The 26,233-nt window shown below is 67.2% G+C and carries 27 protein-coding genes and 2 riboswitches; of the genes, 19 read left to right on the forward strand and 8 right to left on the reverse strand.

What is annotated here, in order from left to right; genetic code table 11:
* Positions 1–38: 38 nt before the first annotated feature.
* Together AZKH_RS17005 and AZKH_RS17010 are read right to left on the reverse strand one after the other, a co-directional pair.
* Complete coding sequence (locus AZKH_RS17005; protein ID WP_041656328.1) at positions 39–245, reverse strand: hypothetical protein; 207 nt, start codon at positions 243–245, stop codon at positions 39–41.
* 119 nt (positions 246–364) lie between these two features.
* Positions 365–931, reverse strand: coding sequence for an SRPBCC family protein (locus AZKH_RS17010; RefSeq protein WP_015437027.1), 567 nt, complete (start codon positions 929–931; stop codon positions 365–367).
* Between the two features lie 88 nt (positions 932–1,019).
* Here AZKH_RS17010 and AZKH_RS17015 point away from each other — a divergent pair, with 88 nt between their 5' ends.
* The 4 genes from AZKH_RS17015 (at position 1,020) to AZKH_RS17030 (ending at position 5,029) form a co-directional block, all read left to right on the forward strand.
* On the forward strand, positions 1,020–1,682 hold the full coding sequence (locus AZKH_RS17015) for a response regulator (protein ID WP_015437028.1): 663 nt from the start codon (positions 1,020–1,022) through the stop codon (positions 1,680–1,682).
* Positions 1,679–3,037 (forward strand): ATP-binding protein, encoded by a 1,359-nt coding sequence (locus tag AZKH_RS17020; RefSeq protein WP_015437029.1) that lies wholly within the window; start codon positions 1,679–1,681, stop codon positions 3,035–3,037. Before AZKH_RS17015 ends, AZKH_RS17020 begins: the two co-directional genes overlap by 4 nt.
* Before the next feature lie 76 nt (positions 3,038–3,113).
* Positions 3,114–4,574, forward strand: coding sequence for a DegQ family serine endoprotease (locus AZKH_RS17025; protein WP_015437030.1), 1,461 nt, complete (start codon positions 3,114–3,116; stop codon positions 4,572–4,574).
* Positions 4,575–4,591: 17 nt separating this feature from the next.
* Complete coding sequence (locus AZKH_RS17030) at positions 4,592–5,029, forward strand: hypothetical protein (RefSeq protein WP_015437031.1); 438 nt, start codon at positions 4,592–4,594, stop codon at positions 5,027–5,029.
* 46 nt (positions 5,030–5,075) lie between these two features.
* Here the strand turns inward: AZKH_RS17030 and AZKH_RS17035 are convergent, their stop codons facing one another.
* Positions 5,076–5,453: a DUF423 domain-containing protein gene (locus tag AZKH_RS17035; protein ID WP_015437032.1), complete on the reverse strand. Its 378-nt coding sequence runs from the start codon at positions 5,451–5,453 to the stop codon at positions 5,076–5,078.
* A 13-nt stretch (positions 5,454–5,466) separates the two neighbouring features.
* Positions 5,467–5,682 (reverse strand): hypothetical protein, encoded by a 216-nt coding sequence (locus AZKH_RS17040; RefSeq protein WP_015437033.1) that lies wholly within the window; start codon positions 5,680–5,682, stop codon positions 5,467–5,469.
* Positions 5,683–5,852: 170 nt separating this feature from the next.
* Here AZKH_RS17040 and AZKH_RS17045 point away from each other — a divergent pair, with 170 nt between their 5' ends.
* Entirely contained in the window at positions 5,853–6,908 is a 1,056-nt protein-coding gene (locus tag AZKH_RS17045; RefSeq protein WP_015437034.1) for an RNA methyltransferase, read from the forward strand.
* A gap of 6 nt (positions 6,909–6,914) precedes the next feature.
* On the opposite strand, the gene AZKH_RS17050 is transcribed toward AZKH_RS17045, so the two are convergent.
* On the reverse strand, positions 6,915–8,102 hold the full coding sequence (locus tag AZKH_RS17050) for an NnrS family protein (protein WP_015437035.1): 1,188 nt from the start codon (positions 8,100–8,102) through the stop codon (positions 6,915–6,917).
* A 209-nt stretch (positions 8,103–8,311) separates the two neighbouring features.
* On the opposite strand from AZKH_RS17050, the gene AZKH_RS17055 reads away from it, so the two are divergent.
* The 4 genes from AZKH_RS17055 (at position 8,312) to miaA (ending at position 13,802) form a co-directional block, all read left to right on the forward strand.
* Positions 8,312–9,451, forward strand: coding sequence for an MFS transporter (locus AZKH_RS17055; protein ID WP_015437037.1), 1,140 nt, complete (start codon positions 8,312–8,314; stop codon positions 9,449–9,451).
* Between the two features lie 62 nt (positions 9,452–9,513).
* A riboswitch (cyclic di-GMP riboswitch) is annotated at positions 9,514–9,601 on the forward strand.
* 45 nt (positions 9,602–9,646) lie between these two features.
* Positions 9,647–11,869: a S8 family peptidase gene (locus AZKH_RS26995; RefSeq protein WP_015437038.1), complete on the forward strand. Its 2,223-nt coding sequence runs from the start codon at positions 9,647–9,649 to the stop codon at positions 11,867–11,869.
* Positions 11,870–11,933: 64 nt separating this feature from the next.
* A riboswitch (cyclic di-GMP riboswitch) is annotated at positions 11,934–12,022 on the forward strand.
* A gap of 73 nt (positions 12,023–12,095) precedes the next feature.
* Positions 12,096–12,752 (forward strand): hypothetical protein, encoded by a 657-nt coding sequence (locus tag AZKH_RS17065; RefSeq protein WP_015437039.1) that lies wholly within the window; start codon positions 12,096–12,098, stop codon positions 12,750–12,752.
* Between the two features lie 105 nt (positions 12,753–12,857).
* Complete coding sequence (miaA, locus tag AZKH_RS17070) at positions 12,858–13,802, forward strand: tRNA (adenosine(37)-N6)-dimethylallyltransferase MiaA (RefSeq protein ID WP_015437040.1); 945 nt, start codon at positions 12,858–12,860, stop codon at positions 13,800–13,802.
* Positions 13,803–13,821: 19 nt separating this feature from the next.
* Here the strand turns inward: miaA and AZKH_RS17075 are convergent, their stop codons facing one another.
* Positions 13,822–14,298 carry a hypothetical protein gene (locus AZKH_RS17075; protein WP_015437041.1) on the reverse strand — a complete coding sequence of 159 codons (477 nt, stop codon included), beginning with the start codon at positions 14,296–14,298 and terminating at the stop codon, positions 13,822–13,824.
* Between the two features lie 153 nt (positions 14,299–14,451).
* A complete protein-coding gene (gene purM / locus AZKH_RS17080; RefSeq protein WP_015437042.1) occupies positions 14,452–15,498 on the reverse strand; it encodes a phosphoribosylformylglycinamidine cyclo-ligase in 1,047 nt (348 codons plus the stop codon).
* A gap of 140 nt (positions 15,499–15,638) precedes the next feature.
* On the opposite strand from purM, the gene AZKH_RS17085 reads away from it, so the two are divergent.
* The 10 genes from AZKH_RS17085 to AZKH_RS17130 all read left to right on the forward strand — a co-directional run bounded on the left by AZKH_RS17085 (position 15,639) and on the right by AZKH_RS17130 (position 23,449).
* Positions 15,639–16,730 carry an AI-2E family transporter gene (locus AZKH_RS17085; protein ID WP_015437043.1) on the forward strand — a complete coding sequence of 364 codons (1,092 nt, stop codon included), beginning with the start codon at positions 15,639–15,641 and terminating at the stop codon, positions 16,728–16,730.
* Entirely contained in the window at positions 16,727–17,398 is a 672-nt protein-coding gene (gene hda, locus AZKH_RS17090) for a DnaA regulatory inactivator Hda (protein ID WP_015437044.1), read from the forward strand. The genes AZKH_RS17085 and hda overlap by 4 nt, the downstream gene beginning before the upstream one ends.
* A 36-nt stretch (positions 17,399–17,434) precedes the next feature.
* Positions 17,435–18,097, forward strand: coding sequence for an HAD family phosphatase (locus tag AZKH_RS17095; protein ID WP_015437045.1), 663 nt, complete (start codon positions 17,435–17,437; stop codon positions 18,095–18,097).
* 88 nt (positions 18,098–18,185) lie between these two features.
* Positions 18,186–19,544 (forward strand): polynucleotide adenylyltransferase PcnB, encoded by a 1,359-nt coding sequence (pcnB, locus tag AZKH_RS17100; protein WP_015437046.1) that lies wholly within the window; start codon positions 18,186–18,188, stop codon positions 19,542–19,544.
* Entirely contained in the window at positions 19,541–20,068 is a 528-nt protein-coding gene (gene folK / locus AZKH_RS17105; protein ID WP_015437047.1) for a 2-amino-4-hydroxy-6-hydroxymethyldihydropteridine diphosphokinase, read from the forward strand. Before pcnB ends, folK begins: the two co-directional genes overlap by 4 nt.
* Before the next feature lie 15 nt (positions 20,069–20,083).
* A complete protein-coding gene (locus tag AZKH_RS17110) occupies positions 20,084–20,452 on the forward strand; it encodes a DMT family protein (protein WP_015437048.1) in 369 nt (122 codons plus the stop codon).
* Between the two features lie 8 nt (positions 20,453–20,460).
* Complete coding sequence (locus tag AZKH_RS17115) at positions 20,461–21,102, forward strand: deoxynucleoside kinase (RefSeq protein ID WP_015437049.1); 642 nt, start codon at positions 20,461–20,463, stop codon at positions 21,100–21,102.
* A gap of 75 nt (positions 21,103–21,177) precedes the next feature.
* Positions 21,178–21,993 (forward strand): 3-methyl-2-oxobutanoate hydroxymethyltransferase, encoded by an 816-nt coding sequence (gene panB / locus AZKH_RS17120; RefSeq protein ID WP_015437050.1) that lies wholly within the window; start codon positions 21,178–21,180, stop codon positions 21,991–21,993.
* A gap of 40 nt (positions 21,994–22,033) precedes the next feature.
* Positions 22,034–22,861 carry a pantoate--beta-alanine ligase gene (gene panC, locus AZKH_RS17125; protein ID WP_015437051.1) on the forward strand — a complete coding sequence of 276 codons (828 nt, stop codon included), beginning with the start codon at positions 22,034–22,036 and terminating at the stop codon, positions 22,859–22,861.
* A 132-nt stretch (positions 22,862–22,993) separates the two neighbouring features.
* Positions 22,994–23,449: a CBS domain-containing protein gene (locus tag AZKH_RS17130; RefSeq protein WP_015437052.1), complete on the forward strand. Its 456-nt coding sequence runs from the start codon at positions 22,994–22,996 to the stop codon at positions 23,447–23,449.
* A 69-nt stretch (positions 23,450–23,518) separates the two neighbouring features.
* Here AZKH_RS17130 and pepN read toward each other — a convergent pair whose 3' ends face one another.
* Positions 23,519–26,209, reverse strand: coding sequence for an aminopeptidase N (pepN, locus tag AZKH_RS17135; RefSeq protein ID WP_015437053.1), 2,691 nt, complete (start codon positions 26,207–26,209; stop codon positions 23,519–23,521).
* Positions 26,210–26,233 lie beyond the last annotated feature (24 nt).

Genomic DNA, 26,233 nt, shown 5'->3' on the forward strand with positions numbered 1-26,233 from the left:
GTGCGGTTGGCGGTCGCCGTCCGGGTGTCGCAGACCGATTACTGAGCGGCCGGAGCAGCCTTCGGCGCAACCTTCTTCGCCGGGGCTTTTTTCTTGGCGGTGTGCTTCACGGCCTTCTTGGCGTGCTTGGCCGGAGCGGCAGCGGTCGTGTCGGTGGCATCGGCAGCCGAGGCGACGGCGCTGGCGGACAGGGCGACGGCAGCGGCAGTGGCGGCGACCAGGGTCTTCAGAAGCTTGGCGTTCATTACAACTCTCCTAAGTGAAATCGACGATGGCGTCGTCGTGAAAGCAGTCTGAACCCGGCCGCATTAAGGAGAATCCTGCCGGAGCATTAAGAAAATTAAATCTAGCAGCAGCGCTCCGATCAACGACGGCGCGCCATTTCCTGCAGGATCGCCGAGAACTGCTCAGCTGTTTCGTGACGCACCATCGACGGGCCGATCAACGGCGGCAACCAGAAATCGGGCTCCACCTCGGCGTGGTACTGCAGGCGCGTGCCGTCGGCTTCCGGCTCGAGGTGCATGACGCTTTCCATGTGCTTGACGTTGCCGCCGACGCCGTGCGAATGGATCTCGCGCTCGGGGACCAGCCGGATGTCGCGCACCGATTCGAAATCGATCATGATGATGCCGTAGCGCGCCGTTCCGCTCTGGTTCACCTTGAGCGCATTTTCGCCGCGTTCGACGATGCGGCTCGACTTGAGATTGGGAACAAAAGCCGCCATGTGGTCGAAATCGGTCAGCACCGCCCAGGCCACCGACTGGCTGACCGGGGCGTGCATCTGCAGATCGACGCTGAAGCCGCGGCGCGAGCGCTCGACATGGACCTCCCGGTCTTCGACCGCCGGCACTGCGTCGTTGCCGCCCACAGCCACCCAAGCGAGCGACGATAGGCACAGCGCGAGCAGCCCGCTCCTGAAAGTATCCACCATGACCCCACTCGTTCTTCTTGATGACGGATCCGTCCATTAGAATCCCCGGCACTTCCCGGCCACACGCGTTTTCGACCTTACGCCCACGATGAGACTCCTGCTAATCGAAGACGATCCCATGATCGGCGCCGGCGTGCAGCAGGCGCTGCGCCAGGATGGCTATGCCGTGGACTGGGTGCGCGACGGCATCGCCGCGGAACTGGCCGTGCAGGACAACCCGTACGACATGCTGCTGCTGGATCTCGGGCTCCCACGTCGCGATGGTATCGAATTCCTGAAGCATATGCGTACTGCCGGGAAGGCGGTCCCGGTCATCATCCTGACTGCCCGCGACGCTGTCGCCGACCGCGTGCGCGGGCTCGACGCGGGGGCCGACGACTATCTCGTGAAGCCCTTCGATCTCGACGAACTCGGTGCGCGCGTGCGCGCCCTGCTCCGCCGCCAACGCGGCCAGGCGAAGCCACTAATCACGCTCGGCGCACTGCAGGTCGATCCGGCCAGCCACGCGGTGACGCTCAACGGCGTGCCGGTGCGCCTCTCGACCCGGGAGTTCGCACTGCTGTGCGCGCTCCTCGAACAGCCCGGCAGGCCCTTGTCGCGCAGCCAGCTCGAGGAGCGCATCTACGGTTGGGAAGAGGAGGTCGAAAGCAACGCCGTGGAGGTGCACATCCACGCGCTTCGGCGCAAGCTCGGCGCCGAATGGATCCGCAACATGCGCGGCGTGGGCTACTACGTGGCGGAGCCGGCATGAGGTCGCTGCGCCGGACGCTCCTCCTGTCGCTGCTCGGCGCGGTGGTGCTCGTGCTCGCCATCGGCGGCATCGCGACCTACGACACTGCGCGCAACGAGGTCGACGAGCTGATGGACTACCAGCTGCGGCAGTTCGCGCTGTCGCTGCGCGACCAGCAGTTCGGCGGCCCGGACAGGCCGCGGCTCGCACCGCCCGAGCCCTCGTTCGACTTCGTGATCCAGATCTGGGACGAAACCGGCGTGCAGCTCTACCTCTCGCATCCACACAGCGTGCTGCCGTCGCTCGCGAAATTCGGCTACAACACGGTCAAGACGACCGAAGGCGACTGGCGCGTGTTCTCGATTCCGTTGCTCAACCACGTGATCCAGGTCGCCCAGCCAATGGCGGTGCGCAGTCGCATCGCGGCCCGTGCGGCCCTCCGTACGCTCGTGCCTTCGCTGGCGCTGATCCCGCTGCTGGGCATCCTGATCTGGTACCTCGTCGGGCGCGGCCTGCGTCCGCTGGAACGGCTCACGCGCGAAGTCGCCGCCCGCCGGCCGGACTCCCTCGAGGCGCTGCGACCGGAGGGCGTACCCGAAGAGGCCCGGCCGCTGGTGACCGCCCTGAACCGCCTCCTGGGCCGCCTCGATCAGGCCCTGAGCGCCCAGCGGGCTTTCGTCGCCGACGCCGCGCACGAATTGCGCACGCCGCTCGCGGCCTTGCAGATCCAGCTCCAGCTATGCGAACGCGCCAGCGACGAAGCGACGCGCCAGGCCGCGATGGGCGAATTGCGCGCCGGCCTGCAGCGCGCGACACATATGGTGCAGCAGTTGCTGACGCTCGCGCGCCAGGAGCCCGGCGCGGCCGGCTCGCCCCAGATGCGGCTGCGGCTCGCGGATGTCGCGCGCCAGAGTCTCGCCGACCATGCCACGGTGGCCGACGCGCGCCACATCGATCTCGGGGCGGAAACGCTCGACGACACGCTCTCCATCATGGGCGATGCGGCGGCACTGCGTACGCTGGTCGGCAACCTGATCGACAACGCGATCCGCTATTCGCCCGAGGGCAGCCGCGTCGACGTTGCGGTCAAGGCGGACGCCGGCACCGATGCCACGAGCTGCTGGCTCAGCGTGAGCGACAGCGGCCCGGGCATTCCCTTGGACGAACGCGAACGCGTGCTCGACCGCTTCTATCGCCCCGCGGGGCAGGAGCAGCCGGGCAGCGGACTGGGCCTCGCGATCGTGCGCAGCATCGCCGAACGCCACGGCGCGAGGCTCGTGCTCGACGAATCGCCGCTCGGCGGCCTGCGCGTATCGGTGGGATTCCCGCCGGCAGCGCCAGAAGGTCCGCCGCGGGGAATTTCCCCCGATCCTTAAGTTTGCGTTAAGCCGGGCCCCGCTAAATTGGCAACGTCGCGGATCACCTCCGCCCGTTACTTCACAGGAGCCCGAAATGAAGACTCTGGCAATCAAGCTCACGGCAACCGCCGCAGCGCTGGCGGCATTGTCCTTCGGCGGCTACGAGGCCGTCCGCTCGATGGCGCCGGCCCACGCCGGCATGCTGCCTGCGATCACGGCGCCCGCTTCGAACACCGCGGGCGTCGCGCTGCCGAACTTCCGCAGCATCGTCGAGCGCTACGGCCCGGCCGTCGTGAACATCAGCGTCGAAGGCACGACGAAGACTTCGGCACGGGGACAGTCGCCGCTGGGCCGACTCGATCCCGAGGATCCCTTCTACGACTTCTTCCGCCGCTTCGGGCCGCAACTCCAGGTGCCACAAGGCGAGCAGATCACGCACGGCCTCGGCTCGGGCTTCATCGTGAGCCCCGACGGCATCGTGCTGACCAACGCCCACGTCGTCGCCGACGCCAACCACGTCACTGTGAAGCTCACCGACAAGCGCGAATTCAGCGCCAAGGTGATCGGCATCGACAAGCCGACCGACATCGCGGTCCTGCGCATCGACGCGCACGACCTCCCGACCGTCCCGCTGGGCGACCCCGCCAGCGCACAGGTCGGCGATTGGGTGCTCGCGATCGGTTCGCCCTTCGGCTTCGAGAACAGCGTAACGGCCGGGATCGTGTCGGCGAAATCGCGCTCGCTGCCCGACGAAGGCTATGTGCCCTTCATCCAGACCGACGTCGCGATCAACCCCGGCAACTCCGGCGGACCGCTGCTGAACCTCAACGGCGAAGTGGTCGGCATCAACTCGCAGATCTACAGCCAGTCCGGCGGCTACCAGGGCCTGTCGTTCGCGATCCCGATCGATGTCGCGGCGCACGTGAAGGATCAGCTGCTCGCGCACGGCAAGGTCACGCGCGGCCGAATGGGCGTGGCGATCCAGGACGTGAACCAGGCGCTCGCAGAGTCCTTCGGCCTGGATTCGGCGCGCGGCGCGCTCATCAGCAGCGTCGAGTCCGGCAGCCCGGCCGCGAAGGCGGGCCTGGAAGCGGGCGACGTGATCCTGAAGATCGATGGGCAGCCGGTCGCGTCTTCGGCCGAACTGCCGCCGAAGGTCGCCGCGGTCGCACCGGGCAAGACTGTGAAGCTCGAAGTCTGGCGCAAGGGCAAGACCGAGAACGTGACGGTCACCGTCGGCGAGCAGAAGCCGGCGAAGGTGGCGAGCGATGACGAAGGCTCGGCCGACCGCGGCCGCCTCGGCGTCGCTGTGCGCCCGCTCTCGCCCGAGGAGCAGCGCCAGGCCGACACCAAGGGCGGACTGCTGGTGCTCGATGCCAGCGGCCCGGCGGCCCGGGCCGGCATTCAGCGCGGTGACGTGATCATTTCCGTGAATGGCCGCCCGGTCACCGGCGCGGAAGAGCTGCGCAAGCAGTTGTCAGGCGCCGGCAAGCATGTGGCGCTGCTGATCCAGCGCGAGGACGCGCGCATCTTCGTGCCGATCGATCTCGGCTGATTTCAATGGAGAGACGCATGAAGAACAAAAACCACCGAATCTCGCGGCGCGTATTACAGCACTTCCTGCACCTCGCCGCCGCGAGCTTCGCGCTCGGCAACCTCGGACCGGCGAACGCGGACGACGACGACGCGCAGCCACCCGCGCGGCAGTTCGACGAGGCGAGCCGAACCGGCGCGCGCAGCGAAGGCGTCCGCCGCAGCGCCTACCTGCACTCCTTCGCGTTGCCCGCCACGCATGCCGTCGTCGTGACCGGGCCACTCGCGCGGGTGCGCGTGCTCGATACGACCGGGCGTCCGGTCACGCAAGTCGCGCTCGACGGCGCGAGCGCGATCGGGCCGTTCGCGGACGGCGCCTACACGGTGCTGATCAAGGCCAACGGGCTGACCGAGATGCATCGCATCCGCATCGGCCCCGATACCCGGCCCTACCTGCAGTTCTCCGAACCCGCCTGAACGGATCGGTGCGCGAGCGGCGAGCCGGGTCCCGCCCGGCTCGCTCCTAGGCGCGCCATACCCGCCAGGCCACCAGCAACCACCCGGCGATCATCAATCCCCCGCCGATCGGCGTGATCATCCCCAGCCAGCGCAGGCCGCTGAGCGCCATGAGGTACAGGGTCCCGGCGAACACGAGAGTGCCGGTCACGAGCAGCCCTGTCGGGAGCGCGCTGCGCGAGACACCCGCAGCACCGAGGCCGAGGAGCCCGACCGCGTTCCACATCTGATACTGGACGGCGGTCTGCCACCAGCCGAGTTCGGTCGGCCCCAGCAGGTTGCGCAGCCCATGGGCGCCGAAGGCGCCGAGCGCGATGCCGAGCGCCGCGAGAAGGCTGCCCGCGAGCAGCGGCATACGGCCCGTTGGCAGCACGCTGCCCGTCACGACGGCGACCTCATCAGAAAGGCAGACGCCGAACCGGCCGAGGCGCGTCCTTCGGCTGTTCTTCCCGCACCGGTGATGCCTTCACCGGCTTACGCTCGCGGTTCATCTCGTCGCGCGCGAAACGCACCTTGCCTTCGAGCACGCAACCGCGCATGCCCGGGTCGCAGCGCGCGCCATTCACGCGCTGACAGACGCCATCCAAATCGTGAGGGCAGCTCCAGGCACTCATGCGACACTCCAGAAATGGTTGTCCCATCGCCGACGCGGCGTACGGGCCGGGCCCGCATCACACGGGATGAAGCGATTATGGCAGCACGCCCCTGCGGACGCACGCGACCAGGTTCGCCCGTACGTTGCCGCTACCGGCAGCGCCCGAGCGATGTTAACATCCGCCTTCCCATGCGAATCGAACACCTCCGCCAGCGCCTGCGCGACCTTGGCGCCAAGCCCTGCCACGAGCAGCAGGTGCTGCGCTCGTGGACGCACGCGCTCCGGCTCGACACCACGCGCCGCGGCCTCGCCGCAGACTTCTTTCCGGCCCCGCTGCGCGACGCCCTGCCCGCCCTCGCCGACGAGCTGGCCGGCCTTGCCCGCGTGCGCTCGGAACATCCGGGCGAAGACGGCTCGGCGCGCCTTCTCGTCGACTTGGCCGACGGCCAGGCGGTCGAGAGCGTCCTGCTGCTCCGTGACGGCGTCTGCGTGTCGTCGCAGGTCGGCTGCGCCGTGGGCTGCACCTTCTGCATGACTGGCCGCGACGGCCTGCTGCGCCAGGTCGGCAGCGCCGAGATCGTCGCGCAAGTCGTTCTCGCCCGCACGCGACGCCCGGTCAAGAAGGTCGTCTTCATGGGCATGGGGGAACCCGCGCATAACATCGACAACGTGCTCGAGGCGATCGATCTGCTCGGCACCGAAGGCGGCATCGGCCACAAGAACCTGGTTTTCTCGACCGTCGGCGACCGCCGCGTGTTCGAGCGCCTGCCGCTCGGCCGCGTCCGGCCCGCGCTGGCGCTGTCGCTGCACACGACCCGTCCCGAACTCCGAGAGCAACTGCTGCCGCGCGCCCCGCGCATCGAACCGGCGGAACTCGTCGAGCTGGGCGAAGCGTACGCGCGCGCAACCGGCTACCCGATCCAGTATCAATGGACGTTGCTCGAGGGCGTCAACGACAACGACGACGAAATCGAAGGCATCGTGCGCCTGCTCGCCGGCAAGTACGCGATCATGAACATGATCCCGTTCAACACGGTCGAGGGCAGCGAATTCCGCCGACCGACACGCGAGCATGCGGACGCGATCGCCGCTCGGCTGCAGCGCCGCGGCATCCTGACGAAGCTGCGCCAGTCGGCCGGCCAGGACATCGATGGCGGCTGCGGCCAATTGCGCGCCCGCGCCCTCCACGTTGCCCCGCCGCGCAGTCGGCGCATCCCGCAAGCTCCCGACGACGCCGTGCGCTGACATGTCTCAGTGCACCTTCCCATCCACCCGCGGCTGCAGCAGGAAGGGAATGTAGCGCCAGCCCAGGATCGCGAAGCACGCGAACCAGCCCGCCGCCGAGAGCCCGATCCACGCCGTGTAGGCTGCGGGCGCGAGCTGCGGCAACACGATCCGCACGACGAATGCGGCAATCATGATCCACAGGACGAGGCGGTCGCCGGCATCGAACACCACCTTCCGTCCGGTGTGCCCTTTCGAGATGCGGATCAGCATCGCCGGGACGATCAGCCCGATCACGCCGAAGGTGAAGAGATGCACCGAGACACTCCCGACCCACGCCGGCGCGCGGTGCAGCGCCACGAACTCGGTCAGCAACTGCGCGACGATCGCGATCTGGCCAAGGTACATGATCGCGAGTTCCAGCCGACGCATCGCCAGATGCGGCTTCCACAGCGCGATCCGCGCGGCGAGCAGGAAGGCCAGCGTCACCAGCAGCGCGCCGGCCATCGCCTTCGGCATCGCATCCAGGAACACCAGGGACAGCGCGAGCAGCTTGATCGGGTTATCGAGCATCGGGTGGCGCAGGAGGTCCACCTGGAATGCGCCCTTCATGAATTGCGTTAGCGTGCGTTCGAGCATCACGAGGAAGGCGACGCGGAACAGGCCCAGCGCCACCGTCACGCCCGTATGGAAATGCGCCGGGTCGAGCATCAGCACCTTCGCCGCGACGAAGGCGGGCAGCACGAGCAGGAAGAAATAGTTGTCGCGAAAGCTGTCCTGCTTGCGGTAGCGCACCAGCGTCCACAAGAGCAGCGCGACGATCGAGCCGAGAAAGACGGTGTTCGAAAACCAGAACAGCGCCGGCGGCCAGGCACCGCCGCAGGCCATGCCGACGCGCTCGAAGAGCCAAGCCGCCACCAGCGTCATCAAGATGGGGCCGTGATAGCCGCGGATCTGCACCCAGTTCTTCGTCGCCGTCAGCAGGAAGCCGCCCATCACCGCCCAGCCGAAACCGAAGAACATCTCGTGCGCATGCCATTGCGTCGGAGAAAAGCTCGCCGCGGGCGGCGCCAGCACGCCAGCGAACATCAACGCCCACAACACGGGCAGGCTCAGGCCGGACAGGAAGGCCAGGCTGAAGAAGGGACGGAAGCCGACGAGCCACAGAGGATGCGCGGAAAGGTTCATGGCAGGAAGTGCGACGAATTCGATCATGAGAGGATTTGGATCCATGCTAGATGGCTGACGCGGCGCAATCCTTGATCCAGGTTATTTCGACTGCTGCGGTGCGCCATGACAGAATGGCAAGCAGTTCATTGCCCGCGAGTCCTCGCGCCTCCGCCTCGATGACCGTCCCGCCTGCCCCCTCCTCGCCATCCCCCCCGCCCGCCCCCGCTCCGGTACGCCTGCCCGCGGCGATCTGGATGCTCGGTTTCGTCAGCCTGCTGATGGACGTCTCGTCCGAGCTGATCCACAGCCTGCTGCCGGTGTTCCTCGTGACTTCGCTCGGCGCCGGCCCCTTCATCGTCGGCCTGATCGAGGGTGCCGCGGAGGCGACGGCGCTGATCGTCAAAATCTTCTCCGGCATGCTGTCGGACTACTGGGGCAAGCGCAAACCGCTCGCGGTGCTGGGCTACGGGCTCGGCGCGCTGTCAAAGCCGCTCTTCGCGATCGCCGCGGGTCCCGGCACAGTGCTCGTCGCCCGCCTCATCGACCGCGTCGGCAAGGGCATCCGCGGCGCTCCCCGCGACGCGCTGGTGGCGGACATCGCGCCACCCGAGGCGCGCGGTGCCGCCTTCGGACTGCGCCAGTCGCTCGACACGGTGGGCGCCTTCTGCGGACCGCTGCTGGCGATGGGCCTGATGCTGCTGTGGCAGAACGATTTCCGCGCAGTGTTCTGGGTCGCGATCATCCCTGGCTTCCTGTCCGTCGCGCTGCTGCTGTTCGGCGTCAGGGAGCCCGCGCATGTGCACGCCGGCCCGGTCGTCAATCCGCTTCGCCGCGACAGCCTGCGCCGCCTTCCGCGCGCCTACTGGTGGGTCGTCGCGGTCGGCGCCCTCTTTGCACTGGCGCGATTCTCCGAAGCCTTCCTCGTACTGCGCGCGCTCGACGCGGGCCTCGCGGTCGCCTACGCACCGCTCGTGCTCGTCGCCATGAACATCGTCTATTCGCTCGCCGCCTACCCCTTCGGCAAGCTCGCCGACCGCATGAATCACGCTCACCTGCTCGCCGCCGGGCTGGCGATCCTGATCCTTGCCGACCTCGCCCTCGCGACAGGCGCCGGATGGCTCGGCCTCGGCACGGGCATCGTGTTGTGGGGGCTGCACATGGGCATGACCCAAGGCCTGCTCGCGACCATGGTCGCCCACACCGCACCGGCCCCGTTGCGCGGCACGGCCTTCGGCTTCTTCAACCTCGTCAGCGGCATCGCAATGCTCATCGCCAGCACACTCGCGGGCCTGCTATGGGAGAGCGCCGGTGCTGCCTGGACCTTCTTCGGCGGCGCGATGCTCGCCGCGGCGACGCTGGTAATCGTGCTGCTGCGCCAGCGCGCGACGGACTGACGTTTGACCACGGCAACAATATGGATATAGCGGACCGCACCCTCTCGTGCTAGAAAAAAAGAGCGCAGCAAGGGCACACCCGTCGAAAGACGGGGCCGCAAAACCACCGGGCTAAATCCTCCGAGAAGACAGGCCAGCGGGGTTGCCGATACGGCGACCCGCCGCTTTCGGGTCGACTCGACGGGGGATACGACGGTGAAGCCCTATGCCATGCACTTTGCATCGCCGCGGCTCGCGCTCCTGCTCGCCGTTGCCTGCCCGCCCCAGGCGCTCGCCGAGGGTATCGGACTGCAGATGGCGCCGCTTACCGAGGGGGAAATCCGCTACGGTCTCGCTCACACCCAAATCGGCGCCGACATCGCCAATGCCGCCGGCCTGACCGGCCTGGGCTCGACAGTCGTGCTGCTGGATACGGGCGTACAGGCCACCCTTCCGGAACTCGCAAGTCAGCTCGCCAGCTCGCGGATGTACGACGCCACACGCCGACGCAATGTCGCGCTCGCCGACGACGACGGACACGGCACGCTGGTGGCCGCTATCATCGCAGGTTCGAGCGGCACCGGCTTCAGCTACGGCATCGCCCCCGACGCGAAGATCCTGCCGATCAAGATCTTTTCGGCCGGCGGGTCGGCGACGCCCGGCTCGCTCGCGGCGGGGCTCAAGCGCGCCAGCTCCACCCGCGGCATGTCCATCATCAATCTCAGTCTCGGCGCCGAAAGCCCACTCGGGGGTGGCGTAGAAGGCGCGCTGCGCAAGGCCGTCAAGGCCGACAAGCTGGTCTTGGCCGCGGCGGGCAACACCGGCGGCGAATCGCCGCTGTGGCCAGCACGTTATGCGAAGGAAGGCTGGGCGAAGGGCCAGATCGTCGCAGTCGGCGCGGCGGATGCCGACAACCGGATTGCGAGCTTTTCGAACCGCGCCGGCGATACCGCCAACTGGTTCCTCGTCGCGCCCGGCGTGAATGTGGCCTCGTCTTGGACCGACGGCAGCTACATCTTCGCCAGCGGCACCTCGATCTCCACCGCGGTGGCGTCGGGCGCCGCTGCGCTCCTCGAAGGGGCGTGGCCCCAGCTCAAGGCAGGACAGGTCGCAGCCATCCTCCTGGAGACCGCCACGGATCTCGGCGAGCCGGGTGTCGATCCGGTGTATGGCAGAGGGCTCCTGAACGTACAACGCGCCATGCAGCCTGCCGGCGAACTCGCCATCCCGGTAAGCAAAGCCGCACGAAAAGGCTCGACGAAACGCTTCGGCGGCACCGCCAGCGTCGCCGTCACTGCCTCCGTCGCAACCTGGAGCGGCCTGCGCGCGGCGGCCCGCGCCGGCCTCTTCCAGGGCATCGTGGTCGACGCCTTCAACCGTGACTTCACCGCCGACCTCGGCGCCGGCATCCGCCCACCTTCGCGCGAAAGCATCGCCGATGTGCTCGCTGCAGCCGGGCATCCGCTGCAGGTGACCGAGCAACAACTCCCCGATGGCTCGCGGCTGCTGGCCGTTTCCGATGCGGCCCTGACGCGGGTCCAAACCCCCGTCGACGCCCCCCGCCTCGTCGCGAGCAGCGTCGTCCTCCGGCTCGCGAATGGCAGCGAGGTCGCGTTTGCCTCCGGCACACTCGCCGGCAGCTACTTCGGCCTCGCATCGGCGGGGCCGCGCCTCGACAACCCGTGGCTCGGCCTCGCCCGCCCTTCGACGCAACTGGCCTTCGGCACGGCGTTCGGAAAACTGCGCGTTCGCAGCGGCGTGCTTGCCTCGGGCGAATCGCCGAGCACGTCGAACTCGGCCGCTCCCGCGGCCGCTCCTCCGATAGCCGCCAACCGGCCAGGCGGACGGGCCGCGATCGGCGAGCTCGAATACGCCCTGACCGACAACACCTCGGCCGGACTGCAATGGATCCAGGTCAGCGAGGCAAGGTCCTTCCTCGGCGCGACCTCGGGCGACGCGATGGGCTTGGACGGCGCCCGTACCCGCAGCGTCGGCGCGTGGGCAAGCCATCGTCTCACCGGCAGTGTGACGGTGGCCGGCCAGTATTCGGTCGCGCGCAGCGACGGGCAGGGCAAGGGCCTGATACGCGCTTTCGACAGCGTACGCGCCAATGCCTTCGCGTTCGCGCTGATCGGCCGCGGCGCTCTCGTCGACGACGACCACCTCACACTGACGTTTTCGAGCCCGATGCGCATCAACGCCGGCAGCGGACGTCTCAGCGTACCGGTCGATGTCAACGCGGACGGGGAACCGATATTCGAATCGCGTCGCATCGCGCTCGCCAGCACCCATCGCGAACTGCGTCTCGGAATTGACTATGGCATACCCCTTCCGCGTACATCGAGCCTCAGTCTGACTTTCGATCTGCGTCAGAATGCCGACCATATAGCCGGCCGGCAAGACGCAGGCATCGCGGTGATTTTCCGTCGTAATTTCTGATACTTAGCGCACAAAATCGGACCAAAATCGATTGACACAAATGCGTACATTCATGCAAAAATAGCTCGGTCAAGGGCACACCCGTCGAAAGACGGGGCCGCAAAGCCACCGGGTTAAATCCTCCAGCGAGGACAGACCAGCGGGGCTGCCGATTGGTGAGTCGATCTGCTCGCGTTTTTTCGTGCAAGGCACTCTTGGCGTTTGATGCAACACCAAGAGGCCCGGAATGCACAGTCTGAAGTTGATCGCGCTCCTCGTTACCGGGGCTCTCTCCGCTCCCGTCGCGGCACAATCCTTTCTCCCCCTGGCATTCCCTCTTCACGCGCAAGCGGCTGCAAGCGGCCACTTCGACCTCTCCATCACGCACGACACTTCCGTCGGACTGCAATGGGGCCGCACGCCCAAACACGGGTCCGGTCCGGCCGCCGTTTCCGGCGCACCGATCAGCTTCGGCGGCGGACAGCCGCGCAGCGCGGCCGCCTGGGCAAGCCACCAGGTCAGCGAAAACTGGATGGTCGGCGCCCAGTATTGCGTCCCCCTCGCCGCCACGGTGACGGTGAGCGGCGTAAGCCCGACCATAGACGTCGTTCGCAACGGATCCTTCGCATTCGGCGTGGTCGGCCGCAACACCTTGGTCGAAAACGATCGCCTGGCGATCACGATTTCCCGCCCCGTTCCCGGCACTCCCAGCACCGGCGCCCTGTTCGACGGCCTGACGCCGGTGGTCGCCGACGCCATCTCGCTGCGGGTCGGCCTCGACTACGGCATCCCGCTGTCGCGCGCTTCGAGCCTCACCTGGGTGCTCGACCTGAACCACCGCTCGCCGCAGCAGCCGACCGAAACCGACTCCCGCGCCGCCGTCATCCTGCGCGTCCACTTCTGACGACTTCCGGGACATTCCCCATCGCGGATTTATTCACTCCCGCAACGAGCGGGAAGCCGCGGCCGTCGCTATCATGGCGGCCACTTCCGCCCTCTCAGCGTCCCGATGCATCCCCCGGCAATCCTTCTCCTCGGCCCCACCGCAAGCGGCAAGACCGCCTCGTCGCTCGCGCTCGCCCAGACCCTGCCGATCGAAATCGTCAGCGTCGATTCCGCCCTCGTCTATCGCGATATGGACATCGGCACCGCGAAACCGAGCGCCGACGAACGCGCGCAGTGCCCGCACCACCTGATCGACGTCGTCTCGCCCGAGGAGAACTATTCCGCCGCGCGCTTCCGTGCCGATGCGCTGGCGCTGATGCACGACATCACCGCACGCGGACGCATTCCGGTCCTCGCCGGCGGCACCATGCTCTACTTCAAGGCACTGCGCGACGGCCTGTCGGATCTCCCGTCGGCCGACGCCGAGCTGCGCCGGCAGATCGACGCCGAAGCCGCCGAGCGCGGCTGGCCGGCGATGCATGCCGAACTCGCGCGCCTCGACCCCGACGCCGCCACGCGCCTCGAGCCCAACGACGGCCACCGCATCCAGCGCGCGCTCGAAATCGTCCGCCTCACCGGCCGCCCGGTCGCCGACAGCTACGCGCAGCGCGAAGACGACGACGTCCCCTTCCGCCTGCTCACGATCGCGCTGGTGCCGTCGGACCGCGCGGTCCTGCATCGGCGTATCGAAGACCGTTTCGCCCAGATGCTCGAAGCCGGCCTGATTGCCGAAGTCCAGGCGCTGCGCGCCCGCTACGCCCTCGACCCGGCCATGCCGTCGATGCGCTGCGTCGGCTACCGCCAGGTGTGGGACTACCTCGGCGGACGGGACGACTACGACACGATGAAATTCAAGGGGATTGCCGCGACGCGCCAACTCGCGAAACGGCAGCTCACCTGGCAGCGGCAGTTCCGTGAAGCGTGGCAGGACTTGCAGGAGATCGACTGCCTGCGGCCCGATCTCGCCGCAACCGTGCGCCAGACGGCGCAGGCGTGGCTGGAAGGCTGATAACGCCTTCCGCGCCTGGTCAGGCGGAAGCGCGAATCGGCGCCGTGCGGGGCCGGTTCTCCGGCTGGGCCGCGTTGGCAAGGTAGAGCTGCACCGCCTGGTTGCCAGCCGCCGTCGCCTCGTCCGGTTGGCGCGATGGCGTTCTCGGCGCGGCGGGATCGGCCGGCGATGTAGCCGACGCGTGTTCGGCACGAACTGCGAGCCCTGGAGGCAGCGGCGGCGTGTTGCCGCCCGCCCCGGCATGCACTTCATCGGCGCGTTCGCTCCGCGGAGGCGCATCGACGGGAGGAGCCGTTTCCGCCGCGGCCGCACCGGATGCCGCGACAGTCGCGTCGAGCTGCTGCGCCGCACGCGCCTGATCGCTGATCGTGACGCTCAGGTCCGCCTGTTCGGCTTCCTGCGCACGTGCCTGCGGAGGGCGCTCCGGGCGTTGCGGCTGCAGGGTCCGCTGCAGTTGCGAGAGATCCGCCGAAGCCAGACTGTTCGAGATTTCCATGATGTGCTCCCGCCCTCACCCGCATCCTGACACGGTTCGGCCAGTATAGAACGTCCGGCCGGCGGAAGCACCAGGACGGTGCCCAGCCTGAGGCTGCCCGCAGCCTTTCAGGCGGGTGGAGGCCTCCATCCGGACGCCTCCACCAAGCAGCGCTCAGCCGACCGTCGTCTGTGCCACGCCTTCCGCGCGCGCCTCGATGCGGCCCAGGCGATACACCGTCTCGCCCGCGGCTTCGAGGTTCGCGACCGCCACATCGGCCTGCTCGGCCGACACGATCACGACCATGCCGACGCCGCAGTTGAACACGCGGTACATCTCCTGGTCGTCGACGTTGCCTTCCTGCTTCAGCCACTGGAAGAGCGGCGGCAGCGTCCACGACGCGGCGTCGATCTTCGCGGTCAGGTTCTCGGCGAGGATGCGCGGCACGTTCTCCGTCAGGCCGCCGCCGGTGATGTGCGCCATGCCCTTCACGATGCCCGGAATCGCGCGCATCAGGCCCAGCATCGACTTCACATACAGGCGGGTCGGCTCGAGCACGACGTCGCGGAACGGACGGCCGTGGAAATCGGCGTCGAGGTCCGGCTTCGCACGCTCGATGATCTTGCGGATCAGCGAATAGCCATTCGAATGTGCACCGCTCGACGCGAGGCCCAGCACCACGTCGCCCGGGACGATCTTCGAACCGTCGATGATTTCCGACTTCTCGACCGCGCCCACCGCGAAGCCCGCGAGGTCGTACTCGCCGTCCGGGTACATGCCCGGCATCTCGGCAGTTTCACCGCCGATTAGCGCACAGCCCGACAGCTCGCAACCACGGGCGATACCGCCGACGACATCCGCCGCCGTATCGACATCGAGCTTGCCGCAAGCGAAATAGTCGAGGAAGAACAGCGGCTCGGCACCTTGCACGAGGATGTCGTTCACGCTCATCGCGACCAGATCCTGGCCGACCGTGTCGTGCTTGTTCAGTTGGAACGCGAGCTTCAGCTTGGTACCGACGCCGTCGGTGCCGGACACCAGCACCGGCTCGCGGAACTTCTTCGACAGCTCGAACAGCGCGCCGAAGCCGCCGATGCCGCCCAGCACTTCGGGGCGCATGGTGCGTTTCGCCAGCGGCTTGATACGGTCGACGAGGGCGTCACCGGCATCGATATCGACACCGGCGTCACGGTAGGAAAGCGAAGTTTTGGGGGAGCTCAAGATCGTTCCTCAGGCTTGCGGGATGCGCGTTCTGGCCGACCCGGCGGGCTGCGGAACTTGAGGCCGCAACGCCAAGTGGCTACATTTACGGGTTTCGCGGGCCATTCTTCGCCCGCGCCAAGTCCGCGATTTTACTCGAAATGAACCCTTCCCGCGCCGACCGTCTGCAAACCGCCGCCTGGGCCGGCGTTGCGCTGGCGCTCATCGGGCTCTTCTACGCGCTGGCGCCGATCCTCGCCCCCTTCGCGATCGCCGCGGTCTTCGCCTACATCTTCGACCCGGCGGTGAACTGGATGGCCGCCCGGCGCATCCCACGCGCCGCCGCAGTGCTCCTCGTGATCCTCGGCGCGGGGCTCGCTCTGCTGCTCCTGCTCGTGATCCTCGGCCCGCTGATCTACCGCGAGGCCATCGCGCTGTTGCGGCGCCTGCCGGACCTGATCGAACTCATCAACCAGCGCGTGGCGCCACTCCTGATGTCGCGCTTCGGGGTCGACGTGCAGATCGACGCGGCCTCCGCGCGCAACTGGGTCAGTGAGAACTGGGCGAGCGCCCAGGACTTCATCCCCATCGTCCTCGGCCAACTGCGTGCGAGCGGCAGCGCGCTGCTCGGCCTCGTCGCGAGCCTCTTCCTGATCCCGGTCGTGATGTTCTACCTGCTGCAGGACTGGCCGCGCGTACTCGCCGGCCTCCAGGACATCATCCCGCGCCCGGCCCTCGAACCGACGATGCGCATCCTCGCCGAGATCGACTCCGTGCTGTCCGAATTCCTGCGCGGCCAGCTCTCGGTGATGCTGCTCCTCGCCATCTATTACAGCGCCGGCCTGTGGCTCGCTGGACTCGACTTCGCGCTGCCCGTCGGCGTCGTGACCGGGCTCTTCGTCTTCATTCCCTACGTCGGCTTCGGCGGCGGCCTGCTGCTCGCGATCATCTCCGCGCTGCTGCAGGCCCAAGGCTGGCCGCCCCTGATCGGCGTCGCGATCGTCTTCGGCCTCGGCCAACTGATCGAAAGCTTCGCGCTCACCCCCTACCTCGTCGGCGAACGCATCGGCCTGCATCCGCTCGCCGTGATCTTCGCCCTGATGGCCTTCGGCCAACTCTTCGGATTCGTCGGCATCCTCGTCGCCCTGCCCGCCAGCGCCGCGATCCTCGTCGGCCTGCGCGAGGTGCGCAAAGCCTGGCTCGCGAGCCGCCTCTACCTCGGCGACGCCACCACGGACATCCCGCTGCAATGAAACAGCTCGTACTCGACATCCGCCCCGATGCGCCTCCGACCCTCGACAACTTCGTCGTCGGCGCCAACCAGGAGCTGATAGCCGCCCTTCTCGACCCGCAAGCCCTCCCCGGCCACCTCTACCTGTGGGGCCCCGGCGGATGCGGACGCAGCCACCTGCTGCGCGCCACCGTCGACGCCGCGATCAAGGCCGGCAAGCCGGCCGCCTACGTCGACGCCGCCACCGTCGCCGACGAACTCCCGCAAACGCCCGATCTGCTGCTCGCCGTCGACGACATCCAGGCCCTCGCGCCGGCCGCGCAGATCGGCCTCTTCAATGCCTTCAACCGCTCGCGCACGCTCGGCCAGAAACTGCTGCTCGCGGGCGACGCCCCGCCGCTCGCGCTCGCGCTGCGCGAAGACCTGCGCACCCGAGTCGGCCAGTGCCTTATCTTTGAGGTCCGTCCGCTCGACGACGAATCCCGTGCCGCGATCCTCGCGACGCTGGCCGCGCGCCGCGGCCTGCGTCTGGCCGACGACGTCATCGACTTCCTGATGCGCCACGGACGGCGCGACCTGCCGAGCCTGCTCGCCGTCCTCGACGCCCTCGACACCGCCTCGCTCGAACGCAAGCGCGCCGTCACGCTGCCACTGCTGCGCGAAATGATGCAATCCGGGCTCGAAATCTGAATCGTGCCTCCCTCTTCGGAATACAAGGAAACACCTGTGGATCTCGTCCTATTCGACCTCGACAACACCCTGCTCGCCGGCGACTCCGATTTCGCCTGGGCCCAGTTCCTGATCGCCAAGGGCGTGCTCGACCGCGAAGTGCAGGAAGCGAAGAACGTCCAGTTCTACGAGCAGTACAAGGCCGGCACCCTCGATATCTTCGAATTCCTCGACTTCCAGCTCGCCCCCCTCGCCCGCCACTCGCGGGAGGAGCTCGACGCCTGGCACCGCGAATTCATGCAGACCGCGGTCGCGCCGATGATCACCGACAAGGCCCGCGCCCTCGTGCGCGAACACACCGAACGCGGCGCCCTGATCGCCGTCGTCACCGCCACAAACAGCTTCGTCACCGGCCCGATCGTGCGCGAATTCGGCATCCCGCATCTCGTCGCGACCATTCCGGCACAGGAAAACGGCGCCTTCACCGGCAAGCCGCGCGGCATGCCGGCCTTCAAGGGCGGCAAGATCGAACGCGTCGACAACTGGCTCGAATCGCTCGGCCTCTACCTCGGCAGCTTCGAGTACAGCTGGTTCTACAGCGACTCGCACAACGACCTGCCGCTGATGTCGCGCGTCACCCATCCGGTCGCCGTCGACCCCGACGACACCCTGCGCGCACACGCCGCCGCGGCCGGTTGGCCGGTGATCTCGCTGCGCTGACGAGCCGGACCGTGGCGATGCATCCACGCATCCGCCCGGTCATCGGTTATGATTAGCAGCTTATGTTGACAGAACACCCCTCTTGCCAATGATCCGCAAGCTGCTGCGCAAGGTCTTTCGCCGCGCTGCCACGCCCATCAACACCGAACCTGCGTTGATTCCCGTCACCCAGCACGGCATCCGCCGCGAACAACTATCGCCTGCCGCCCGCAAGGTCTGCATGACGCTGCAGGAGCACGGCCACAAGGCTTTCGTGGTCGGCGGCGCGGTGCGCGACCTGCTGATCGGCCATCCGCCGAAGGACTACGACGTCGCGACCAGCGCCACGCCCGAGGAAGTGCGTGCGCTGTTCCGCCGCTCGCGCATCATCGGCCGCCGGTTCAAGATCGTGCACGTGATGAGCGGCCCCGAAACGATCGAGGTCTCGACCTTCCGCGCCAACCAGGCCGCCGAAGACGCCGTCACCGACGAGCACGGCCGCGTGCTGCACGACAACGTCTATGGCTCGCAGGCCGAGGACGCCACGCGCCGCGACTTCACCGTCAATGCGCTGTACTACGACCCGGGCAACGAGCAGATCATCGACTACCACCACGGCGTCGCCGATCTGCAGCAGAAGACGCTGCGCATGATCGGCGACCCGCGCACGCGCTACCGTGAAGATCCGGTGCGCATGCTGCGCGCCGTGCGCCTGGGCGCCAAACTCGGCCTGACGCTCGACCCGGCTGCCAGCCACCCGATCCGCGACATGGCGTCGCTGCTCGAAAACGTTCCCGCCGCGCGCCTCTTCGACGAAATGCTGAAGCTGTTGTTCTCGGGCTACGCAGTGCGCTGCCTGAAACAACTGCGCGAAGAAGGACTGCACCACGGCCTGCTGCCGCTCCTCGACGTCATCCTCGAACAACCGCTCGGCGAGCGCTTCGTCTGGCTGTCGCTCGAAAATACCGACGACCGCGTGCGCGCCGACAAACCCGTCTCTCCCGGCTTCCTCTTCGCCACCCTGCTGTGGCACGAAGTGCTCGCCAACTGGGAAGCCCGCCGCAAGAACGGCGAGCACAACCAGCCCGCGCTCTTCTCGGCGATGGACGAAGTGCTCGACCAGCAGGCCGGCAAGCTCGCGATCACCAAGCGCATCGTCGGCGACATCAAGGAGATCTGGGCCCTGCAGCCGCGCTTCGAAAAGTGCTCCGGCAAGGCCCCGTTCCGCCTCATCGAGCAGCCGCGCTACCGCGCCGCCTGGGACTTCCTGCGCCTGCGCGCGCAGTCGGGCGAAATCGATTCGGCACTGCCCGAATGGTGGGACCGCTTCGCACACGCGGGGCACGATGCCCGCGAACAGCTCCTCGCCGATGCACCGAACGCCGGCGCGGAGGCCCCCGAACGCAAACGCCGTCGTCGTCGTCGCAAGCCCGCTGAAGCCACCGCCACAGCCACCGAAGCATCATGAGCGTCGCCCCCAGCCATCCGGTGCCCGCCAAGGCGCCGGTCCGCGCCCACGTCGCGCTCGGCGCGAATCTCGGCGACCCCGTTGCCGCGCTCGAAACGGCCTTCGCCGCCCTCGGCACGCTGCCCGACACGCGCCTCGTCGCCCGTTCCAGCGTCTACCGCACGGCGCCCGTCGGCGTGGCCGGACAGCCCGACTACTTCAACGCCGTCGCGGCGATCGACACCGCACTGCCCGCCAGCGTGCTCCTCGATGCCCTGCTCGAACTCGAACGCCGTCAGGGCCGCACGCGCGAATACCACCTCGCGCCGCGCACCCTCGACCTCGATCTGCTGCTCTACGGCGACGAATGCATTGACGAGCCGGACCTCGTCGTACCGCACCCGCGCATGCACCTGCGAGCCTTCACGCTCGTGCCGCTGGCCGAAATCGCCCCGGACCTGGTCATCCCCGGCCGCGGCCCCATCGCCGACTTGCTCCCCGCGGTCGCAGACCAGGCCATCGAACGCCTCGCGCCCGCAGCCTGAACGTTCCATCCCGTCATGATCGCCTGGTTCCAGACCTTCCCCACGTGGGTGCAGACTGCCATCCTGCTCACCGCGTCCAACGTCTTCATGACCTTCGCGTGGTACGGCCACTTGCGCAGCCTGCAAGGCAGGGCCTGGTTTGTCGCCGCGACGGTGAGTTGGGGAATCGCCCTGTTCGAATACCTGCTTCAGGTGCCGGCAAACCGCATCGGCGCCACGGAGCTCAGCCTCGCTCAGCTGAAGATCATGCAGGAAGTCATCACCCTGCTGGTCTTCGTTCCGTTCGTCGTGCTGTACATGAAACAGCCGATGAAGCTTGACTTCCTTTGGGCCGCCTTGTGTATGCTTGGGGCCGTCTATTTCATTTTTCGTAACCAAGGCTGATCCCAGGCATGCTCGACAAGGCTCGTTACATCGTCGTCGAAGGGCCCATTGGCGCGGGCAAGACCTCGCTTACGCGCCGGCTCGCGGAGCGACTCGACGGTCAGCCGCTGCATGAGCAGCCGGAACTGAACCCCTTTCTCGCGCAGTTCTACCAGGACCCGGAGCGCTGGGCCCTGCCGACGCAGATGCACTTCCTGTTCCAGCGCATCGACCAGCTCGCGACGCTCACCGAAAGCTTCGAAAAGCACCAGCGCATCGTCTCGGACTTCGTGCTGGACAAGGATCCGCTCTTCGCCAGCCTGAATCTCGCGAACCATGAACTGGCGCTGTACCAACGGGTCTTCGAGAGCGTGAAGCCGGTCTCGACGCCGAAGCCCGATCTCGTGATCTACCTGCAGGCCAAGCCCGAGACGCTGATCGAACGCGTGCGCCGCCGCGGCATGGAGGCGGAACGCCGCATCACCGAGCAATACCTCGAGCGCGTCGCCGACCGCTACGCCCGATTCTTCTACCAGTACGACGCGGCGCCGCTCTTCATCGTCGACGCCGAAGTCCTCAACCCCGTCGATCACGACGACGATTTCGAGCTGCTCCTCGAGCGCCTGCGCAACATGCGCAGCTACCGCGAGTTCTTCGCCTACGCCGGCTGAGTCTCTCCCGAGCGCGGATCAAGGCCGGCATCCGGCCGCGATTGCGAAACACTCGCGCCCTTCCTTGGAGTCCCCATGAGTTACCTTCAGGACGATAAACCCGTCACCCTGTTCGAACTGGGCAAGATGCGCGCCGAAGGCCGCAAGATCGCCATGCTGACCTGCTACGACGCGAGCTTCGCCGCCTTGCTCGATCGCAACGGCATCGATGTCGCACTGGTCGGCGACTCGCTCGGCAACGTGCTGCAGGGACAGAAATCGACGCTCCCCGTCACCGTCGAGCACATGGTCTACCATACCGAATGCGTCGCACGCGGCAGCAGCCGGCTGTTCATCGTCGCCGACCTGCCCTTCGGCAGCTACCAGGAAAGCCCCACCCAGGCCCTGCGCAACGCCTCGCGCCTGATGGCTGCCGGCGCGCAAATGGTCAAGCTCGAAGGCGGGGCCTTCATGGCCGAGACGATCCACTTCCTCGTCGAGCGCGGCATTCCCGTCTGCGCGCACATCGGCCTCACGCCGCAATCCGTGCACCAGCTCGGCGGCTACCGCGTCCAGGGCCGCAGCGAAGAAGGCGCGGCCCGTTTGAAGGCCGACGCGCTCGCGCTCGAACAGGCCGGCGCAGGTCTGCTGGTGCTGGAAATGGTACCGGCGACCGTCGCCCGCGAGATCACCGCGAGCCTCACCTCGATGGCCACGATCGGCATCGGCGCCGGTGCAGACTGCAATGGTCAGGTGCTCGTCCTGCATGACATGATCGGCGTCTATCCCGGCAAGAAGGCGCGCTTCGTCAAGAACTTCATGGCAGGAGCCGCCAGCATTGACGAGGCCGTGGCGAGCTACGTCAGTGCCGTCAAGGACGGCAGCTTCCCCACCCCCGAGCATTGCTACTGATTTGCCACCGAGCCCCGTCCCAGCCTAGAGACCTCGACTCATGCAGATCCATCACACCATCGAAAGCCTTCGCGCCGCCCGCGCCTCCGCCGGCAAGGCGGCCCTGGTCCCGACCATGGGCAACCTGCACGAAGGCCATATCACCTTGATGCGCCAAGCCGGCGAACGGGCCGACTGCGTCATCGCCAGCATCTTCGTCAATCGCCTGCAGTTCGGCCCGCGCGAGGATTTCGACAGCTATCCGCGCACGCTCGCCGCGGACTGCGAAAAGCTCGAAGCCGCGGGCGTCGCACACGTCTTCGCCCCAAACGAGACGGTCATGTACCCGGAGCCGCAGAGCTATCACGTCGATCCGGCTCCCGCGCAGATCAGCATTCTGGAAGGCGAATTCCGTCCGGGCCATTTCCGCGGCGTCGCGACCGTGGTGCTGAAGCTTCTAAACATCGTGCAGCCCGACATCGCACTCTTCGGCAAGAAGGACTATCAGCAGCTGATGGTCCTGAGCAACATGGTGCGCCAGCTCGGGATTCCGGTCGAAGTGCTACCGGGTGAAACGGTCCGTGCCGCCGACGGCCTCGCACTGTCTTCGCGCAACGGCTATCTGTCGGCAGAGGAGCGCAGCGAAGCCCCCCGCCTGCACCGGCAGCTCGCCCGCATCGCAGACGCGGTGCGTGGTGGGGACCACGACTTCCTGAAGCTCGAAACCGACGCGATGGCGGAACTCGCCGCGCACGGATGGCAGCCGGACTACATCGCCGTTCGCCGACGTGCCGACCTCCAACCCCCAATCCATTGCAGCGACCCGCTGGTCGTGCTCGGCGCAGCCAAACTCGGCCGCACGCGGCTCATCGACAACCTCGAGGTCTGACGCAGGCCCTGCATCGTGACATTCGGCGCTTGCATCGGCGCCGACTTCGTTTCAAGCTATGCCAACAGCCTCCCGGCGGGCGGGAGGCTGGATGTGGCAGCGAACAACAAGATCAGACGGGGGTTACCAGCAATGATGCTTTCCACTACTGTTACGGTGCGGCAGATCCTCGAACAGAAAGGCACGGCGGCCCATGCGGTCGCGCCGACGGTCAGCGTGCTCGACGCACTGACACTCATGGCCAAGCAGGACATCGGCTCGGTACTGGTCATCGAGAACGAACGACTGGTCGGGATCTTCACGGAGCGCGACTATGCACGCAAGCTGGCGCTCAAAGGGCTCACCTCGCGCGATGCCACGGTGGGCGACCTGATGACGCCCAACGTCTGCACGGTCACTCCGACGCACACCATCGAGGCGGTCATGAACATCATGACCGAAAACCGCTTCCGCCACCTGCCGGTCGTGGAACACGGCCGAATCGCCGGCATCGTCACGATCGGTGACGTCGTCAAGGCCGTCATCGATCTGCAGGAGAAGACGATCAACCACCTGTCGAACTACATCGCCGGCGACCTGACGACCTGAAGCCCGGCGCGCCCGACGCGGCTGCGCATCTTGCGCACCGGGGCGGCCAGAGGCGCCCCGGTGCGGTCATCAGTCCGCCAGCGCCTTGGCGACGATCTCCGCGACATCCGGCGACAGCCCCTCGATGGCGCGTACGCGTTCCAGCTGACTGCGGATCAGCGTCTGCAATGCGGGCGCGTAACGCTTCCAGTTTTCCAGTGCCCGCGCCGTGCGCGCGGCCACTTGCGGGTTGCAGCGATCGAGCGCGATCACCTGATCGGCCCAGAACGCGTACCCGCTCCCGTCGACAGCATGGAATTCGGCCGGATTCGCGCGGAAGAAAGAACCCAGCAAGGCGTAGACCTTGTTCGGATTGGTCAGGCTGAAGGCCGGATCGTCCATCAGGGCTTTCACGCGTTCCAGCACCGGCGGCGTCACCGCATCCCAGCGCCATGCCCCGGCCTGCAGCGCAAACCACTTGTCGAGCACCAACGCGTCGTCGCGGAAACGACTGTGGAAGTCGGCGAGCGCAGCATCCCGCTCGACCCCGCCATCGTTCATCAGCGCGGCCAGCGCCCCGGAGCCCTCGGTCATGTTGCCGAAGCGCGCGAATTGCGCCCGCGCCAAGTCGAAGCCTTCTACACTGCCCGCCGCGACGAGGTACTTCAGCGCCAGATTGCACAGCGCGCGACGCCCGGCATCGCCAGGGTGATAACGATAGGGGCCGCTCACTTCCAGCGTCTTGTATAACGACAGCCAGTCGTTGGCAAGGCGCGCACCGATCGCACGGGTCAGATGAATCAACGCCGTGCGCAGTGGACCGGGATCGGCCACGGCCATGCGCTCGAGCAGATATCCCTCTGACGGCAGCGCCGCCGCTTGTGCGCGGAAAGCCGGATCCAGCGTCCCGTCCGTCAGCATCGCGCGGAAGGCCGCGACGAAACTTTCGGGGACGTGCAAGGCCTTGCCTGCCGCGACGTCCGCCGTCAGGCCGAGAATCACGCGCTCGGCGAAGCGCTGGGCCGCATCCCAGCGATTGAACGCATCGGTATCGTGCGCCATGCGGAATGCGAGCCGCGCATCGTCCTCGTCGACTTCGAGGATCACCGGCGCCGAAAAGCCGCGCAGCACCGAGGGCACCGGCTCGGCGGACACGTCGGCGAACACGAAGCTCTGCTCGGCCCCCTTGAGCTCGAGCACCCGCGTCGTGCCGCCGGCATGCAGCTCGCCTTCGAGCCGCAGCGGCAGATCCTTGCCGTCCGGTCCGATCAGGCCGACTGCAACCGGAATCGCGAGCGGCAGCTTTTCCGCCTGCCCCGGCGTCGGGAGCGTGTGCTGCGACAACGTCAGCGTGTAGCGGTGACCCGCCGCATCGTAACTGCCTGTCGCCCGCAGGCGCGGGGTACCCGCCTGGCTGTACCAGCGCATGAACTGATCGAGATCGACGCCGTTGGCCTCGGCCATGCAATCGACGAAGTCATCGCAGGTCACCGCCTGTCCGTCGTGGTAGCTGAAGTACAGATCCATGCCGTTGCGGAAACCTTCCGCGCCGAGCAGGGTATGCAGCATACGAATGACTTCGGCGCCCTTCTCGTACACCGTCGCGGTGTAGAAGTTATTGATCTCGTGATAGCTCTCGGGGCGGATCGGATGCGCCATCGGGCCCGCATCCTCCGGAAACTGCGCCGCCCGCAGCACGCGCACGTCATCGATGCGCTTGACGGCCCGGGCGGACGCAGCCCCCTCCGCGCCCGCGGCCTGCGCAAGCATGTCGGCGGAGAACTCTTGGTCGCGGAAAACCGTCAGGCCTTCCTTCAGCGTCAGCTGGAACCAGTCGCGGCAGGTGACGCGGTTGCCGGTCCAGTTGTGGAAGTATTCGTGCGCGACGACGCTCTCGATGTTCTCGTAATCGACGTCGTTCGCGGTTTCTGGCTTCGCGAGCACATACTTGGCGTTGAAGATGTTGAGGCCCTTGTTCTCCATCGCGCCCATGTTGAAGTCGCTCACCGCGACGATCATGAAGCGGTCGAGATCGAGTTCGAGGCCGAACACCTCCTCGTCCCAGCGCATCGAATGCACCAGCGACTCCATCGCATGCCCGGTGCGATCGAGATTGCCGTCCTCGACCCACACCTGCAGCAGCACCTCGCGCCCCGACGCGGTCGTCACGCGCCGCTCCAACGCGACGAGCTTCGCCGCGACCAGTGCAAACAGGTAAGACGGCTTCGGGAAGGGATCTTCCCATTTCGCGTAGTGCCGCCCACCGTCGAGCTTGCCCTGTTCGATCAGGTTGCCGTTCGACAGCAGCACCGGATGGCGCTCGGCGTCACCCTCGAGCGTGACCGTGAAACGCGCCATCGCGTCGGGCCGATCGGGGAAATACGTGATGCGGCGAAAGCCTTCGGCCTCGCACTGCGTGAAGAAGCCGCCGCGCGACACATACAAACCTGACAGCGTGGTATTGGCACGCGGGTCGATGCGCGTGACGACGCCGATCTCGGCCGTATCGCCGGCGAGTGTCAGCTCGAGCCAACCTTCACCGCGCGCAAGCTGGCCGTCGACCGGCGCGGCGCCGTCCACCGTCAGCCCCAGCAGCTCAAGTTCTTCGCCGAGCAGGCGCAGCGGTCCGGCAGAAACCTGACGGTTACGCGTGCAGCGCAGCCGGCTCGTGACGACGGTCGCCTCTTCGTCGAGGGCGAAATGCAATTCGACGTGATCGACCCGCCACGGCAGGGGGCGGTAATCGGAACGCTCGATGCTCGGTGCTTGGTCGGTTTTCATCGCGATTCTCCGGCCGGCAGGCCG

The organism is Azoarcus sp. KH32C (genome assembly GCF_000349945.1).
Classification (GTDB): Bacteria; Pseudomonadota; Gammaproteobacteria; order Burkholderiales; family Rhodocyclaceae; genus Aromatoleum.